The organism is Methylocystis sp. IM3 (assembly GCF_038070105.1).
Classification (GTDB): domain Bacteria; phylum Pseudomonadota; class Alphaproteobacteria; order Rhizobiales; family Beijerinckiaceae; genus Methylocystis.
The window spans coordinates 2,185,640-2,201,675 of the sequence record NZ_JBBPBZ010000002.1 but is presented as its reverse complement, the minus strand read 5'-3'; the positions used below and the strand labels follow the sequence as shown (position 1 = coordinate 2,201,675).

Sequence of the window (16,036 nt, the reverse complement as noted above, 5' to 3'; positions counted from 1 at the left end):
CCGGCCCGCATTCGCACCCAGCTCGAGCCGGGTCGTGCTCAGAACGGAATGTCGTCGTCCAGCTGCTCGGACAGGCGCCCGCCGCCGCCACCGGCCGTCGGAGCAGGGCGGCGCTCCGCGGGCGCGCGCTCCATCGGGGAGGAGCGACCGAAAGAGCCCCCGCCGCTTTGGCCATAGCCGCCGCCCTCGAAATCGCCTTCGCCGCGCCCGCCACCCTTGCTGTCGAGAAGGGTCATCTCGCCGCGGAAGCGGGGCACGACGACCTCGGTCACCTTGCGCTGATTGCCGTCCTTGTCGGTATATTCACGGGTTTGAAGCTGGCCCTCGATATAGATGTTTGAGCCTTTCTTGACGTATTGCTCGGCGACTTTCCCGATACGCTCATTGTGGATTTGAATGGAATGCCACTCGACGCGCTCTTTGCGCTCGCCCGAGTTGCGATCCTTCCAAATCTCACTTGTCGCCAGCGAGAAACTCACCACGCGGTCCCCGCTCTGGAATGTGCGCGTCTCAGGATCGCGCCCGACGCGGCCGATCAAAATCACTTTGTTGACGCTACCCGCCATGTCTCTCTCCACGTGGTGACGCGCCGCACTTTAGTGCAACGAGGGTCCCAACTGGCGCACCCGGCCCGCTTGTCCACAGATCTCCGTGGCCGGCTCGCGTTCGATTTTTGTTCTAGCATTCGCAAAATCACGCGGCAAGACCCCCATCGCGATATGGCTGCGCCCGCGCCTCTGCCTTGCAGAGGGGGACTCGCGCCCAACATAAAGGCGAGCATATCGCGAAAGAGGCCGGACGCCGCCGGGGCCTTGCGCATGACTTTCACATTTGACGAGGACATGATCATCCAAGCGCTCGAGGCGAATGGGTGGCGCAATGTGTGGGACATCTACTGGGTGCAGGGCAAAGAGGCTGGCTTCTGCGGCTTGACGACAGAAGACGCGTTCCTCGTCCTGCTTCGAGAAAAGACTCTCCTGCCATCGCTCTGCGCCCCGTCAGAGCGAGAAGATCATTCGAACGAGCGCCCGTTTCCAAGCTCCTAGCTGCGCCGCTCGCGTCGAATAGGCAAGGCGATCGGCGCGGGCCGCAGTTCGTGGCGCCGGTCGGGCCTGGGTAGGAGATGCATCACGCGTGCGAAGTAATGTTCGGTAACGAAAGCCAGGCTGAAAAGCTGGAGGATGTTTCGCGCTTCGACGTTTTCAAGTCCGAATTCCTGCGGCGCAAGAACTTTGCGAGTGCCGAAAAGAATGTCCCAGCAGGCGAGGACGATGCCGTAATTGCTATCGTGTTCGATCCGGCGCGTGGAATGATGCGCGCGGTGCAGGCTGGGCGTGATGACCAGATAGGAGAGCCAGCGCTCGCCCGGCACGGCGACATTGGCGTGGTGGAAGAAAACGAAGAACATGCGGATAATTTCGCAGACGACGACAACATGCGCGGCCACGCCGACGATCATCACCGCGATGCATTTCACGCCGACCTCCAGGAGTTGGTCGAGGACATGAAAGCGCAAGCCAGTCGAAACATGGATGATCTTGTCGCTGTGATGAACCTTGTGGAGACGCCAGAGACGCTCGGAATGATGTCCAAGGAAGTGCCAGCAATAGACGACAAAATCGAAGAACACGAAGCTGAGCGCCAGTTTCATCGGGCCATCGTCGAGGCCGTGCAGCAGCCCGTGCGAACCGTAGCGTTGCGCGACGACGAAAAGGCTCGAGAGCGACAGCGCGTTCATCACGAGATTGTTGAACAAAAAGGCTGACGCGTTCGTCGTGAGGGACTGCCTCAGACTGGACGTTGGCGTCGGCCGGTATGGCCGTCGCTTCTCGGCAATCAGCAGAAGCAGGAACAGCCCGACTGCAAGGACAAGAAGACCGCCTTCGACGCCCGCGCTCATAGTCTTGTCTCTCCGTAGAACCCGCCACAGGCTCTCGAAGCGAAACGTCGTTCGTTTTCGAGAGAAATCAAGTGGCCGATGGGACTGGAACAGAAGCGGGAGACTGGTTCATAGTTGAATATGAGGCGGCCTGTCACCAACTTTCGTTTCAGGCTGGTTGCTTTCCAGGAGGCCCTGCAATGCTCACCTCCAGATCGGCGCGAGTGATTGGCGGCGCCGCATCGATCGTGGTTCATCGCCCGCTCTGCGCGGTATTCGATTTTGCGGGACACGGGTTTTTCACGAACTACACGCGTTGGTCTCCGCAAGTGGTCGAGTTCGAGCCGTTTGCGAAAGGCTCCGCAAAGACAGGGATGAAGGCTCGGCAGACGACGCTCGATCGCGGCATTCGCACGGTGTCGACTTTTGAAATCCAATCTTTTGCGCCGCCGAACGCAATTTGCCTGAAGGGCCTGACGGAACCCTTCACTGCACATTACGAATTCCGCAGGCAGACGGACGAGTCGACGCTTGTCAAATTCGATATAGAAGTGGAGGAGCGTCGGCTGTTCATGCGCCCGTTCCGGCAGATCCTGCGCGAGTCGCTCGACGAAGGCGCAAGGCGGACGGTGGAAAATCTCAAGCAGGCGCTCGAAAGCGACTATGCCGCCGCGACGACCTCGGAGCCGCTTGCCCGCTTCATTTATGTCACCTCGCTCGATCTCCAGGAGCCATTACGCAAGATAGAGGCGTTCTCCGAGCTGCTCGAAAACGCTCTGGCGTCCTCCAACAAGGCGGACATGGCCTACGCACAGGAGTCCGTCCGCGGCTACGCTGCAACCGCGCGAAAGCTCGTCGATGATTTATTGACCTATTCCGGCGCGGTCATGGGCGGCCAACGTCTCGAAATTCTCGACATGCGAGAAGAAATAGACGGGCTGCTTCTTGAACTCGAGGGCACGCACGAGGGACTAGAAATTTGCGTGAAAGTCCCCGCGCTGAGGTTTCAGGCGGACCGGTCCCAGTTCGCTTGTCTCATTCGGAACATTCTCGGCAACGCGGTGAAATATCGAAAAGCGGGCGAGTCTGCGAAAATTCGCATCAGCTCCGAGGCGGTGGAAAATGGCGCCATCCGACTCGAAATTGCCGATAGCGGCGTGGGCTTCAAGGAGGAGTTCGCCCAGGCTGTATTCGAGCCGCTGAAACATATTCCCAACAAGACGGAATATCCCGGAACGGGGATCGAGCTCGCGATTTGCAAGTCGATCGCCGACCGCCATGGTTGGGGCATTGGCGTAAAAGCGAAGCCGGGGGAGGGCGCGGCGTTCTATTTCACCATCCCTGCGCTTCGTGACGATGTTCGGATGACCGAACGGGAAAAATCGGCGGCCGAATGACTCCATAGTCGCCTATGGAGCGCCGAGGCGGTAATCCGATCTTTCCCCCGCGACCCAGGCTGCAAAGACCGAAATGTCTTTGGGGTCGAACGCCGCCATATCGGCGCGGTAGCCCGGCGCAAGACGACCGAGCGACTGGCCGAGACCGAGAAACTCGGCCGGGTTGAGCGAGGCGAACCGCAGTGCTTCCTCCAGTGGAAGGCTAAGAAGCCGGATGCAGTTGCGGATCGCGCTGGCCATTTCGATCAACGATCCCGCGAGCGCGTCGTCCTGTGTGCGGCAACTGCCATCGCGCACCGCGATGCGCCTGCCCATAAGATCGAAATTGTCGCGCATGCCGCCGACGGGCGGCATGGCGTCGCTCACGAGCATGGGGCGCCCGACGCCGCGCAAAGCCAGCCTGAGCATGGCCGGCGCTACATGCTCGCCATCCACGATGAGTCCGTAAGAAGCCTGCGGGGATTCCAGCGCCGCCGCGACAGGACCGGGCTCGCGGGCGGCAAGCGGACGCATGGCGTTGAAGAGATGCGTGAATCCGGTGAGCCCTTCGGCCATCGCGGCGCGCGTTTGTTCATAGGTCGCCATCGAATGGCCGAGCGCGACCTTCGCGCCCAAAGCGACAAGTTCGGCGACGAAGCCGTCGGGCGTTTCCTCGGGCGCAAGCGTCACCAGGAGGACCCCCTTGCGAAACGCGCCAAGCATTTGGCCATGATGCCGCTGCGGGCGGCGGATGAAGTCGCGCCGGTGAACGCCCGGTTTTTCTGGCGATAAAAACGGCCCTTCGAGATGGATGCCGAGAACGCCGGGCTCGCGCGCCATGACGTCGCCCACGGCCTCGAGCGCCGCAGTCATGACCTCGTCGCTGTCGGTGATGATCGTCGGCAGCAGCGCCGTCACGCCGAACTTGCGATGCGCTTCGACAATCTTGACAAGCGCAGCTGGGGTGGGATCGGCGTTGAAAAGAACATCGCCGCCGCCGTTGACCTGAATGTCGATGAAGCCCGGCGCGAGCCATGCGCCGGGGGGCGCGTGATAAACCTCGATCGTGGAGGGAAGGTCCGACCGCCGCGTCAGCGCAGCAATTCGAGACCCCTCGATCACAACGGCGAAATCGTCGCGCCGGCTTTCGCCGTCGAAAACGACATCGGCAGCCACTGCATGTCGGGACATATCGCTCATCGAGTCCGCGTGATCTTGCGCAGATGGCGCGGTTTATCGACATTCGTCCCGCGCATCGCCGCCAGGCGAACAACCATGGCGTAGAAGCTCTGAATGAGGCAGATTGCGTCGGTCTCCGGATGATCATCGGGTAGCGCGGGGAGCCGGTCCGGCGCCGACGCGAGCGTGGACGTGATGAAGGCCGCCGCCCCCTTGGCCCTGAGGTCGGCGGCAAGTTCTGTCATGCCCACGGCGGCGGCGTCCGTCGGCGCGAACATGAGCACGGGATAAGACGGCGCGACCAGCGCAATGGGGCCATGGAGGAATTCGGCAGCGGAAAACGCTTCCGCATGGAGATCGGACGTTTCCTTCAGCTTGAGCGCTGCTTCCCGCGCGATGGCAAGCGTCGGCCCGCGCCCAATCGTTACGAGGCTTTCGGCTGCGGTGAAGCTGTCCAGGAGGCGGCTCCAGTCGAGTTCGCCGGCGGCGGCGAGGCGATCCGGCAATCGTCGCAACGCCTCCGCGAGAGCCTCGTCCTCTGCCCAAGAGGCGACCAATCGTGCGAGCGCCGCGACCGACGCGATGAATGTCTTGGTTGCGGGGATGCTGAGCTCAGGCCCTGCCGCCATCGGCGCCACGAATTCGCAGGCCCGCGCCAGCGCGCTCGCCGGGTCGTTCGTAATGCAGGCGGTCACGGCGCCGCCGGCGCGGGCCGACGCGGCCTGCTCGACGATGTCGCTGCTCTCGCCGGACTGCGAAATTGCGAGGAAGAGCTGATCAGCAAGGCGCAGAGGCTGATGGTAAATCGTCGTCACGCTCGGCGCGGCGGCGGCGACCACAGTGCCGAGATATCGCTCGATCAGGTGCTTCCCGAAGGTCGCCGCATGGGCGGAACTGCCGCGCGCGCAGGTGACGACGAGTTGCGGCGGCTTGCGCCGCAACCGTTCCGCCAGAGCCTGGAAAACTTCTGCGAGAGCCGCCTCCTGCCGCCTCACGGCCTCGGGCGCCGCTCGCATGTCCGAAATCATCTGTGCGTCGGGGAGGGGCATGATGTTTGTCGTTTCGGCTAGCGGTCGATCAATAAAAATTGAGCCGGTTGCGCGGGAAGGCAAGTTGGCCACAAAAACACCAGGTCACGCTGCTATTGCAAGAGGTGAGCGATCTGTCGACTCGAAGCAACGACGAAGGGAGCGGAGGGTGAAGAGGTCCAAAGAGGCGGCGCCATGGCGACAGGAGATGGCCGAGTTCCCGGTCGCCTTCACTTCCGATGAATGGGAGTCGTTGAAGGCGGCCGGGCAAAACTCGACGGCGAGGATGCAGCATGTCCTTCGCGAGGCGCTGTGTTTCTATCTCGCGACCAGCAAGGAGGACTTCGCCAATCTTCCGATCCTGATGCTCGAAAAGACCCTCATGAGCCTCACCGCCCTGCAAAATCAGGCCGAAAACCTGACCGCCCTCAGAAGTGAGGTCGAAAAAGCGATTATCGACAAGGAGCGGCTCAAGCGCCTGGGCTGATGCGATCACCGTCAGAGACATGCGCCCGCGCACTTACGCTCCGAGCGCCTTTGGCTACCGTTGGATAATCGAAAGGATCGAAGAGAACCAAGCAGAGCTGACCATGACGAAGTTGACCAGCCGCCGCGGAAGGTTTCAATAACTTCGATACCCGGGCCTGCTACTGCTTGGATCCATGAATGCTGGAAAAGCGGGGAACGGAGTGCAAATTTTGGAACGGCCTCAGCTTCATGGGCGCGCCGAAATAAGCCCGAACTTCAGGGGGGACGCCCGCAAGCTTCTTGTTGACAAGCGCGACCAGGAACGCGACCCCATCCTGAATGCTCAGCTCAGAGAGATCCAGCCAGCCTGCTCCAAGGCAGCTTGAGAGCAGGTCGAATTCGTCGCGATCGGTTGAATGGTTCGACAATTGGTTCAAAATATCATCCGGCGCAACGTCCAGAGCGCGCGCGAGAGCATCCAGCGGCGACTCTCCTTTGTGCCAGCCTCCGACGTAATAAGCCAAAATCGCATGTTTCGAGGCGCGCCACTGACGGTCGATGCCGGGGGTCTTGTCTGGTCGATCCGCGTATAAAAATGTCATAGCGCTAGACCCGTCCTCGGGAAAATATCTTTATCGGAACAGTCCCAGTTCCTTGGCGTGATTTTGCTGCCATGCTCTGAGAGCGTTCACCTGAGGAGACTGCAATGGCAGCAGGCCGAAGCCATTTATTATTCTGATCGTCGTCCCGTTTTGGCTGTAAGGCAGCGTTACCGGAACGCCATTGACCATGGCGGTCGCGAGACCATTCGTATTGGTCACGCTGAGTGACTGCGTTCCGCCGTTGGAATTGACGCTCGACACGATCAGGGCGTCGGCAAGGGCGGCGCCGGATGAGAGGAGGATGACTAAAACGGGAAGGGTGACGCCGCGCGTTTTCATCGCAAACTCCTTGCAGTCGAGTCGCCCAGGCGGTCGCGCTCAGTGGAAGGCGACTAAGCGCGGCCTAGCCTGGCCAGGCAGACATTGCTTCATTTCTGCGCCCTTTTATCTGGAGCGCCGAAGCGATCAGGGGCCGCCCATTGGCATGAGAGGCGCGGACTGGATATGCTGGCCGAGACCTACATAATTCACCACCCCTTTTTGTTTGACGGTTGTATTGTTGCTGGGGTTTCCGCCCGGCGCGCCGTTGGAGATGGCGATGTTTTGGCCGGCGTAGGCGTTTGCAAATCCTTTTTGGGTGACATTCGTATTGTTACTGGGGCTATTGCCGCCGACGGCGAGGTTTTGAACAGCGTACGCATTGACGAAGCTGTTCTGGTTGGCGGTGTCGCTGTTGGATGGCCCCACCGACACCCCGCCTTTAACGCTCACAATCGGGTTGTTGATGTTGGCGCCGATGAAACTACCCGCGTGGGCCTGGGCGGCTCCAACGCAGACAAGCACAGGAATAAGCCAATATCTCATTTTGCTGCTCCTCGTTTTGCGGCGGGCTCGCCGACGACGATAGGCAGGGACGCAATCGCGTCCGAAGCGAAGTCGCGGCCGATCTCGGCCGCGACCTGTTTCAACTCAACAAGTCTGGTAGATCTTACCAAACGAAGCCGCCGATCGGGACCTGCGCCTGAATAACCGTCGCCCGGTTGATGGCCCTGCTGCCGCCCGTGGTGGTGCCAATCGACTGGTCGACGGTCGCGGTCTGCGAAAGGTCGCCATGCCGCTGGCCAATCGGAACTTGCGCCTGCAAAACGAAAGCGCGGTTCAGGGCGAAGCTGCCGGCCGAGGTGGTGCCGATCGACTGGGTGACGTGAGATGTCTGGCTCAGGTCGAGCGCGAACGCCAGGCTCGTTGAAAAAATGAGAGCGGCAGGAATGAGAAGGAGCTTCTTCATGAGTATTCCTCCATACTACGGGCGAAGCCGCCTTTTTGGCGCTTCGAGTAAGGAAATATGGCCACACAAAGGCACTGACAGGCGCCTTTTAGGATAGGTGTCCGAAGGGGTTAAGTATCTTTACTGACATGCAGTTTCAGTCATGGCGTCGGCTCCGCTCACATCCATTGCCTGCATCGTTGAGGAAGGCGCGCGCGTTTGATTGCTTGGTGTGAACGAGATCGTTTGAGCTGGCGCCTCGCTCACACAGCAATGGAAGTCTGAGCTGCAATGAGGCGGATGAATGCGTCGCATGAGCGCGTTGGCTGACCCTCCGCGCGACTTCCGCACATGCGATACGCCTGGTTTCAAGCTTCGCTTGAACTTCCCCTCACGCTGGCCATATCCGGGTTGTCAGCTGGAATTTCGCCATGTGTCCTATGGAGACTGAACGCCAAAGCCCGCGCTACGCCAAGATCGACCTCTGGGAGCCTGGCGAGATCCTCGAGTCGATCATCGAGGGGCAATTTTCCGCCGTTGCGGCGGTGCGGGCCGCACGGCCTGCGATAGAGCGGGCGGGGCTGGCGATTGAGCGGAGGCTGCGAGGGTCGGGGCGGCTCGTTTATGTGGGGGCCGGCACGTCGGGCCGTCTGGCGGCGCAGGACGGGGCGGAGCTGATGCCGACTTTCGGCTGGCCGTCTGACCGGCTTCTGCTGCTGATCGCGGGCGGACACAAGGCGCTTCTGCACGCTGTTGAAGGCGCCGAGGACGAAGACCAGCAGGCGATTGAACTCGTGGCTCGCCATGAGATCGGCCAGGCTGATGTGGTAATTGCGCTGGCCGCGAGCGGCACGACGCCCTTCACGCTCGCCTGCTTGCGCGAGGCGAAAAGAAGGGGCGCGCTGACGATTGGCGTCGCCAATAACCGGGGTACGCCGCTTCTTCACGAGGCCGATCATCCGATCTTTCTCGAGACGGGCCCGGAGCCGATCGCGGGCTCGACGCGCATGAAGGCGGGCGCCGCCCAGCGGATCACGCTTATCCTGCTTTCGTCCCTCGTGATGATCTTGCTCGGTCGGGTTTATGACGGCCTGATGGTTGACGTGCAGGCCTCGAACAAGAAGCTCGTCCGGCGAAGCGAAAAAATTCTGTCCCGACTAACGGGCCGCAGCGGCGGAGAGATCCATGCGGCTCTGCAACACGCGGGCGGAAGCGTAAAGCTGGCTTTTCTGCTGCTCCAGGGGTACGGGCTCCGCGAGTCGGAGGCGGCGCTGGATGAGGCCGAGGGCCATTTGCGGTGCGCCATGAGCCTGATCGTCGAGCGACGAGACACGGGGGACGCGCGAGAGGTCGCGTCCTTCCGCGAGGATGCGACGCATGACTAGCGCGCCAGCGACCCATTGAGACAGCGGAACGTCGACCGCGCGATCGCATGGTCCGTAAAATCGCGGGCAATTCGGGCAACCAGAAAAACGATCGCACGATTTGGTGCCGGTTGAGGGATTCGAACCCCCGACCTACTGATTACAAATCAGGATTTTTGCCTAGAAAGGCGCGGACAAATCAGGAAGCCGTGCGGTCGCCTCAGCTAAGAAACGCTTGATTTTCCCTCGCATGTCCTGCATTGTCTAGGACACAGGGTAACACTCTAAGAAGCAGGGTAACCGATACCCGGTCGTTACCCGGAACGCAAGCGTTACTGTTTTCGCAGTGTTTTGATTCCATTCAATCGGGCAATCAGTGGCCCGTCGGTGGCCCGTCAGTGGCTCCGGCGAGGGGGCGAGCATGGCGAAAGATTTGACCGTCACCGCAATTGAGAAGCTGAAGCCGGGGCTGGAGCGTCGGGAGGTCCCGGACGGGTTTCTTCGGGGCCTATATTTCGTTCTCCAGCCATCGGGCACCGGAAGCTGGGCATACCGCTACCGCGTCGCCGGCAAGCCTAAAAAACTCACCCTGGGGGCCTATCCTGCCATCGGCCTCAAGGCCGCGCGCGAGCTCGCCAGCGACGCGGCGACGGTCATAGCGAAGGGCGGAGACCCGGCTGCTGAGAAGCAGTCCAAGAAGGCTGCTGCCAGGGCTGAGGAGCGGAAGGAGAGCGACGCCATCGAGCGGGTGGTCGAGACCTTCCTTGAACGCTACGCCCGCCGGAACACACGGGAAGCCACATGGCGCGAGACCGAACGCTTGTTGCGCCGTGAGATCGCCGAGCCATGGAAGGGCAGGGGCCTTTGCGAAATCACCCGCGCGGATCTTCACGCCCGACTGGACGAGATCGCCGACCGCGCGCCGATCGTCGCCAACCGAACGCTTGCAGCCTTCCGTCGCCTTTGCGGGTGGGCGGTCGAGCGCGGGATAATCGGCGAGTCGCCGTGCGAGAAGGTGAGGGCGCCGGCGGCAGAGCAATCCCGCGACCGGGTGCTGTCGGAGGACGAAATCCGCGTTGCGTGGCAGGCCTTCGAGGCCTCCGGCTGGCCATTTGGGCCGCTGGCGAAGCTGCTTTTATTGACCGGGGCCAGGCGAGATGAAGTAGGTGAGATGGCCTGGAGCGAGGTCGACCTCGCCGCGCGCAGTTGGACGGTTCCTAAAGAGCGCTGCAAGAATGGCGTTACGCATGAGATACCCCTCAGCTACGCCGCCGTGCGGATTCTGGAGAGCCTGCCAAGGATCGCGGGCAGCGGGCTCGTTTTCACGACGAACGGCCGCACGCCGGTTTCTGGATTCTCAAGATTCAAGGCCCAAGTCGACCGCGCGATGGCCGCCGGGACAGGGCAAGGGACGGCAATCGAGCCGTGGAAAATTCACGACCTCCGGCGCACCGCTGCGAGTGGAATGGCGGCGATCGGCATCGCCCCGCACATAGTCGAATCCGCTCTCAATCATAAAAGCGGAACGATTAAGGGGGTTGCTGCCGTCTACAATCGGTATAGCTACAGCTCTGAGAAGCGGGCCGCCCTTGACGCGTGGGCCCGTCGCCTCGACGAAATTGTTATCGGCGCCCCGGCGCGGAACGTCGTCAACCTCGCCAGCGCGAGGGTATGATCTATGGCCCCGTCCTTGGACATAGCAGCTCAGGACGTGGCGGACATGCTTGCGGAGGCGGGGGCACCCCGTAAGCCGGAACTCGACGAGCTCACCGCGCTCGTTCACTTCATCCGCGATATTCCTTCGCTTATCGACGATCGTCTATGGCTAGCCGAGCAACTAAAAAAGGAGAACATTTACGAGCGAGCGCAGCAGGCGGCTAATGATCTACGGCGCTATTCGATGATGATCGCTGTGCATGAGGAAGAGACAGCGCGGTTTGTCCACGATGCTGAATCAACCGCAGATGCCGAAGCTCTCGCCGATTGGCTGGCAACAATTCCGGATTTTACAAAGCGACCGATGGCCCCGAAATTCCGTGAAACCTATGATGATCCCTCCTTTTTTTCCCCTTCTAAAATGTGGCAGGGACAAGCTGCTTATTTGTTTGAACTTTATCAGGAAGCGGTAGGGCCAAGCGGCCTGACGAAGCAAGGGCCAGCGGTTCGATTTATAAAATCCGTGTTCGAGCATTGCGACGTTCACGCGCACACTACGCTTGAATCGATTGAAAAGGCAGTCGGAAAAATTCGGAAAAGAATTGCTGCCAATGGCGACACCTGACCACGCCATTTTCAAGGGTAACGGTTTTGGCGTGAGACGACGCGCCAATCGCTGAGCAGTCTTGCCTTTGCTGTTCAATTACAGACAGAGGCGCTCATGCAGTCCGAAAAGAAGCTGAAGCCGAAGCCCGCGGTTGCCCGCGACTTCAACGTAACCCCGCGCTCTATCGACCGCTGGGTTCGTGACCCGCAGCTCGGGTTTCCTCAGCCGGTCAAAATCCACACTCGTTGCTACTTCGACGTCGACGCTTTGGAGGCTTGGAAGGCCTCTCGCATCCGCGCTTCGGTCGGGGAGGCGGCCTGAGAATGAAGGCCCCCAAAACGGACGGGGCCGCCGGCCCGCGCGCTGGCGCGGAAGGCGACCCCGAAGAGATTTCCCTGCCCGGCAATCTCGGCGAGAAAAATACTACGAACGACAACCGCAAGCAAGCTGAGTGGAGCGACGAAGACGACCTTCGGGCGCGCTTCATCATCAGCAAGATGAAATCCGCGGTGGACGCCCTGATCTGCGCACAGATTACATTCCACCTCGACGACGTGGACGAAACCCACGCAGCCATGAAGGCAATCGCGAGCGACATGGATCTGCTCGTCCCAGCGTGGAAAGCCCACCGCCGGCGGGCGATCGCTCGGGCGAAGGACGGGGGTCGGGCATGACGCCGTTCCTGAAAGCCAGACTCGGTAAGCTGATCCCGCTACTCGGCAGCGACAAGGACGGCGAGGTGCTCGCGACCGCGCGCGCGATTGTCACTGCCCTTGCGTCGGAAGGGGCTGACCTTCACGACCTCGCCGCTTCGGTCAACCCGAATGCAAGTTCCAGAATTAAACCGACGCGCAGGGCTTTTTCCGTCCCGCCCGCGTTTGACAGCCTTACGCACTTCGAGCGCCGCGCCTGGCTCGATGTGTTGATTGACGCCGAATGGCTGACTCCTTTCGAACGCGACACTGTTGAGGAGGTCCGTAACCGCGTTCGTCTCGGACAATGCTACGACCCCCATTGGAGAAAGAAGCGTCGGATTGACGAGCTTCTGGCGCGCGCCGCAGCAAAGGGGGTAAGGGCATGAACCTTCCCCTCTTTGCTTCTCACAATCGCCTGCGCGAGCTCTTCCCCGACCAGAAGGAGGCGCTCCGCAAACTTGATGCGGCGCGCCTCGACGGTCACCGGCGGATCATGTTCGAAGCCGCCACCGGCTTCGGGAAGACCTTGACGGCAGCGCACCTGATCGCCGCCTACGTCGCTGCGGGACTGACCGTTTGCTTCACGGTCCCTCGGCTTAGCCTGATAGATAAGACCGTCGTGGATTTCGGCCGGGAAGGTTTGCAGTTCGGGGTCGTTCAAGGCGACCATTTTCTGACCGACCATACCCAGCCGCTCCAGATCGCCAGCGTCCAAACATTGGAGCGCAGAAAGGGCCTCCCTCGCTTCGACGTCTACGTCTTCGATGAAGCGCACATTGTGCATAAGGTCATGATCCGCCTGATGCGCGAAAACCCGAAGGCGCTGTTTCTGGGGTTGAGCGCGACGCCCTGGTCGAAGGGGCTCGGAAAGCTCTATCCGAAGCTCGTCGTCGCCTGCCGCACGGCAGAGCTGATCGCTATGGGCCGGCTGTCCAAGTTCGTGGTCTACGCGCCGACGCCGGAGCCGAACCTGGAGGGCGTTAAGACAACGGCGGGCGATTACAACCAGGCCCAGCTCGCCGAGGCGGTCAATACGAAGCAGCTCGTCGGCGACATCGTTTCAACATGGTTGAAGCTCGGCGAGAACCTGCAGACCATTGCGTTCTGTGTCGACCGCGCGCACGCCAAGCATGTGCAGGAACGTTTCGTCGAGGCGGGCATCGCGTGCGAATACCTGGACTGCTTCACGAGCGATCTTGACCGCCGGGCGATCATCGATCGCTTTCACCGAGGCGAGACGAAGATTATCGCCAATGTCGGCGTTTTGGTTGTCGGCTTCGACTCCGACGTTCGCTGCATTATCGACGCGCATCCGACCCGCAGCGAAATGGTCTACTGCCAATCGATCGGCAGGGGCCTTCGGACGGCGCCCGGAAAAGAGAACTGCATCATTCTCGACCATGCCGGCAACGCCCTGCGCCTCGGGCTCGCGACCGATATTTGGTATGACGAGCTCGACGACGGCGAAAAAGACAACCGCGCGAAGAAGGCAAGGGAGAAGCGCGAGCCGCTCCCCAGACTTTGCACGGAATGCGCCGCAGTCATTCCCCAGCACGTCGACGTGTGCCCTCAATGCGGCGCCCGGAAGCACGCCAAAACCGAGGTCATCGCGCGCGACGGCGAGCTCGTGCGGTTCGGCAGCGGCGAGTCTGGCAGGCCGATCGTTACGATCGACGAAAAGGCCAAGTTCTACGCCGAGGTCAAAGGCTATTGGGCCGAGGAAAACGCCAAGCGCATGGCGCGCGGAAAAGAGCCGCTGAAGCCCGGATGGCCCGCGACTCAATTCAAAAACAAATACGGCCACTGGCCCAACGCCGATCGCCTCGCAACCGCAATGCCGAAGCCGTCGTCCTTACAGACAAGGAACTGGCTTCGCTCGCGCGCGATCGCCTTCGCCAAGGCGCGGCAGGCATATGGCTAAGCTCTGCGGCCTCCCTCCTAAAAGCCTTGCGACCGTCCGGCTCGATGAGCTGGCCCGGGTCGCAGAGGTCATGCGCGCCGGCGGGGAAATCCTGCCGGCTGGACCATGGTTGAAGACGCTCGCCAATATCCTCTCCGCCCTCCCGCCAAAAGCGCAGGAGTCGCGGCGGGGGAGGCGGCCGCCTTCCGTCTATCTCGATTTCAGCGCCGCTACGCTCGCCCACCATGCGTGCCGATGCGGCCTCGAATGCACGCCCGCGCAGATCCGTGCACAGATCGCCGAGACGACGGCCTGGCGCCGCCGCATGTCCGACCGCGCCCGCCGATCTCACCGGCTCATGATCAGTATGGACGCGATCGGCCGCGAGCTCGGAATAACCGAGGCCGTCCGCACCGAGGCAAAGGCGTGGAACCTCGGGACCTATGACGGCTCGCCTGAGGCGCGGGAACGGGCCCGGAGCGAGCGGAAGAAACAGCACAGGACGATCAAGCGCCGCGCGGAAGGGGCGACTCCCCGCGCGGATTATGAGCGCCACAGCCTCTCGCGGACGAAGCCCTGGGAGTCAGAAGGGATCTCGCGACGGACCTGGTATTCGCGGCGCAAGAAGGCGAAGGACAGCGACATGGGCATCGTGATCGACTTTGCGGAGCACCTTGAAAAAAAGCGCACCGAGGCGTCGAGAGACGGGCGGGAAAGAAGCCGCCTCCGGAAGGAGCAGAAGAGCCGGGCCGCAGGCTGCAACCCCCGCGAGAACTACGAGGCTCAGTCGCTCTCGAGGACACGGCCATGGGAGGCCGAGGGCATATCTCGCCGGACATGGGAGAGGCGTCGGAAGCTGTCCCAAGTCTGACCGCGTGACGCTGCACAAGTATGGTCCCGCACAAGTGCGGCCCCACCAATATACTGACGCTGCACAAGTGCGGCCCCACCAATAGACGGATCAGGCTCCGCCGTTCCCGTCGGCACATGCGACAGAGACGCAAGCCACGGTCGCTCGTCTGGACGGGACGGAAAGGGGGAGAGAAGGGCCCCTGAGACTTTCGCCTTCGCGACGCTTTTTTGTCGGGCCTCGGCCTTGGCCATATACCGGCAGCGTTCGCGCTTCGGCGAGGCCTTGGGCATTCGGGCGGACCAAGCCGAGGCGTCGCCCTTCTCCGGCGGGGCTCGGCCGGGCGGGGTGGGCGGTCTCGGGGCGTCACCCACAGAATGCCCTGCTATCTCTCCACAGATAGGGCGCGCCGGGCAGGGAGGAGCGGCATGGCATGGCTTCTCGACGGGCGTGATCGGTATGACCGATCGAAGATCATGCGCTACGCTCACGAACTTCACCAGGACGGCAAACGGCGCCGGCTCAATTATGATCGAACCTTTGGCGAATACCTCAAGATGGTGTGGCGAGAAGCGTGGCTCCAACGGCAGGGGTTAGTGCGGCCACGCCAAGAGTTTGAGCGCTGTCTGTTCGATGTCCAATAACTTTTCCGCGCCTCTGCCTCGGCCATTCGCATGCGGGATGGTGGGGGTGTAGGGGCGGCCCGCCCCATGGCGAAAGCGAGCCGCCCGGCGGCCGAGAGAGGTTGCCACACGCGCCTCGACCGTCGTTCCGAAGATAGAGCGGCGGGTGGTAGCGGCGAGAAGCCGCCGGAGGCTCTGGGAGCTTCGGCAGCTTCTCTTTCCGCCGTGTGGCCACGAGCGGAACCGGACGCATAATTGCCGGGCGGAATCTTTGTCAGTGCGCTGGCGCATTGCGCTCGCCGAAATCGGACCGAGCGATACTGTCGCAACTTGCGACAGTTTCCGCGCCTCGGGCGCGATTCGCTTATCGGCAGCCGCCGTGCGACAGTGCAACGCGAGAGGTCCGTTTGGTGACGATGGGCCGCTCACGCGCGAGTCCGGCCTCAAAGAAGCTTAGCGTTAGAAACTGCCCGCCCGCAGGCGGGCTTTTTCGCGTCAGTGCCTCTCACAGGAAGGAAGGACTTTCGTCGCAAGTTGCGACA

General features: G+C 61.6%; 19 protein-coding genes. 11 read left to right on the top strand and 8 right to left on the bottom strand.

The window, feature by feature from the left end:
* Window positions 1-38 precede the first annotated feature (38 nt).
* Window positions 39-566, bottom strand: a complete 528-nt coding sequence (gene ssb, locus WOC76_RS12745) for a single-stranded DNA-binding protein (RefSeq protein WP_341106432.1) — start codon at window positions 564-566, stop codon at window positions 39-41.
* Between the two features lie 252 nt (window positions 567-818).
* On the opposite strand from ssb, the gene WOC76_RS12740 reads away from it, so the two are divergent.
* Window positions 819-1,046 carry a hypothetical protein gene (locus tag WOC76_RS12740; RefSeq protein WP_341106434.1) on the top strand — a complete coding sequence of 76 codons (228 nt, stop codon included), beginning with the start codon at window positions 819-821 and terminating at the stop codon, window positions 1,044-1,046.
* On the opposite strand, the gene WOC76_RS12735 is transcribed toward WOC76_RS12740, so the two are convergent.
* Window positions 1,043-1,900, bottom strand: coding sequence for a sterol desaturase family protein (locus WOC76_RS12735; RefSeq protein ID WP_341106436.1), 858 nt, complete (start codon window positions 1,898-1,900; stop codon window positions 1,043-1,045). The genes WOC76_RS12740 and WOC76_RS12735 overlap by 4 nt on opposite strands.
* Before the next feature lie 179 nt (window positions 1,901-2,079).
* On the opposite strand from WOC76_RS12735, the gene WOC76_RS12730 reads away from it, so the two are divergent.
* Window positions 2,080-3,276 (top strand): ATP-binding protein, encoded by a 1,197-nt coding sequence (locus WOC76_RS12730; RefSeq protein WP_341106438.1) that lies wholly within the window; start codon window positions 2,080-2,082, stop codon window positions 3,274-3,276.
* A gap of 12 nt (window positions 3,277-3,288) precedes the next feature.
* Here the strand turns inward: WOC76_RS12730 and nagA are convergent, their stop codons facing one another.
* Both nagA and WOC76_RS12720 read right to left on the bottom strand, forming a co-directional pair.
* Window positions 3,289-4,455 (bottom strand): N-acetylglucosamine-6-phosphate deacetylase, encoded by a 1,167-nt coding sequence (gene nagA, locus WOC76_RS12725; RefSeq protein WP_341106440.1) that lies wholly within the window; start codon window positions 4,453-4,455, stop codon window positions 3,289-3,291.
* Window positions 4,452-5,483, bottom strand: coding sequence for an SIS domain-containing protein (locus WOC76_RS12720; RefSeq protein ID WP_341106441.1), 1,032 nt, complete (start codon window positions 5,481-5,483; stop codon window positions 4,452-4,454). The genes nagA and WOC76_RS12720 overlap by 4 nt, the downstream gene beginning before the upstream one ends.
* Window positions 5,484-5,631: 148 nt before the next feature.
* On the opposite strand from WOC76_RS12720, the gene WOC76_RS12715 reads away from it, so the two are divergent.
* A complete protein-coding gene (locus tag WOC76_RS12715) occupies window positions 5,632-5,949 on the top strand; it encodes a hypothetical protein (RefSeq protein WP_341106442.1) in 318 nt (105 codons plus the stop codon).
* Window positions 5,950-6,109: 160 nt separating this feature from the next.
* Here WOC76_RS12715 and WOC76_RS12710 read toward each other — a convergent pair whose 3' ends face one another.
* From WOC76_RS12710 to WOC76_RS12695, 4 genes are all read right to left on the bottom strand, one after another.
* Window positions 6,110-6,454, bottom strand: coding sequence for a hypothetical protein (locus WOC76_RS12710; RefSeq protein ID WP_341106444.1), 345 nt, complete (start codon window positions 6,452-6,454; stop codon window positions 6,110-6,112).
* A 108-nt stretch (window positions 6,455-6,562) separates the two neighbouring features.
* Window positions 6,563-6,871 (bottom strand): hypothetical protein, encoded by a 309-nt coding sequence (locus WOC76_RS12705; RefSeq protein ID WP_341106445.1) that lies wholly within the window; start codon window positions 6,869-6,871, stop codon window positions 6,563-6,565.
* Window positions 6,872-6,997: 126 nt separating this feature from the next.
* A complete protein-coding gene (locus tag WOC76_RS12700) occupies window positions 6,998-7,396 on the bottom strand; it encodes a hypothetical protein (RefSeq protein ID WP_341106446.1) in 399 nt (132 codons plus the stop codon).
* Window positions 7,397-7,520: 124 nt separating this feature from the next.
* On the bottom strand, window positions 7,521-7,820 hold the full coding sequence (locus WOC76_RS12695; protein ID WP_341106447.1) for a hypothetical protein: 300 nt from the start codon (window positions 7,818-7,820) through the stop codon (window positions 7,521-7,523).
* Window positions 7,821-8,230: 410 nt separating this feature from the next.
* Here WOC76_RS12695 and WOC76_RS12690 point away from each other — a divergent pair, with 410 nt between their 5' ends.
* From WOC76_RS12690 to WOC76_RS12655, 8 genes are all read left to right on the top strand, one after another.
* Window positions 8,231-9,184, top strand: coding sequence for an N-acetylmuramic acid 6-phosphate etherase (locus WOC76_RS12690; RefSeq protein WP_341388563.1), 954 nt, complete (start codon window positions 8,231-8,233; stop codon window positions 9,182-9,184).
* A 412-nt stretch (window positions 9,185-9,596) separates the two neighbouring features.
* Complete coding sequence (locus WOC76_RS12685; RefSeq protein WP_341431436.1) at window positions 9,597-10,838, top strand: tyrosine-type recombinase/integrase; 1,242 nt, start codon at window positions 9,597-9,599, stop codon at window positions 10,836-10,838.
* Between the two features lie 36 nt (window positions 10,839-10,874).
* Window positions 10,875-11,444: a hypothetical protein gene (locus WOC76_RS12680; protein WP_341388560.1), complete on the top strand. Its 570-nt coding sequence runs from the start codon at window positions 10,875-10,877 to the stop codon at window positions 11,442-11,444.
* Between the two features lie 96 nt (window positions 11,445-11,540).
* Complete coding sequence (locus WOC76_RS12675) at window positions 11,541-11,747, top strand: helix-turn-helix transcriptional regulator (protein ID WP_341106454.1); 207 nt, start codon at window positions 11,541-11,543, stop codon at window positions 11,745-11,747.
* A 2-nt stretch (window positions 11,748-11,749) separates the two neighbouring features.
* Entirely contained in the window at window positions 11,750-12,100 is a 351-nt protein-coding gene (locus WOC76_RS12670; protein ID WP_341388558.1) for a hypothetical protein, read from the top strand.
* Window positions 12,097-12,507, top strand: a complete 411-nt coding sequence (locus tag WOC76_RS12665) for a hypothetical protein (RefSeq protein WP_341106456.1) — start codon at window positions 12,097-12,099, stop codon at window positions 12,505-12,507. Before WOC76_RS12670 ends, WOC76_RS12665 begins: the two co-directional genes overlap by 4 nt.
* On the top strand, window positions 12,504-14,042 hold the full coding sequence (locus WOC76_RS12660) for a DEAD/DEAH box helicase (protein WP_341106457.1): 1,539 nt from the start codon (window positions 12,504-12,506) through the stop codon (window positions 14,040-14,042). The genes WOC76_RS12665 and WOC76_RS12660 overlap by 4 nt, the downstream gene beginning before the upstream one ends.
* Window positions 14,035-14,892: a hypothetical protein gene (locus tag WOC76_RS12655; protein WP_341431435.1), complete on the top strand. Its 858-nt coding sequence runs from the start codon at window positions 14,035-14,037 to the stop codon at window positions 14,890-14,892. The genes WOC76_RS12660 and WOC76_RS12655 overlap by 8 nt, the downstream gene beginning before the upstream one ends.
* Window positions 14,893-16,036 lie beyond the last annotated feature (1,144 nt).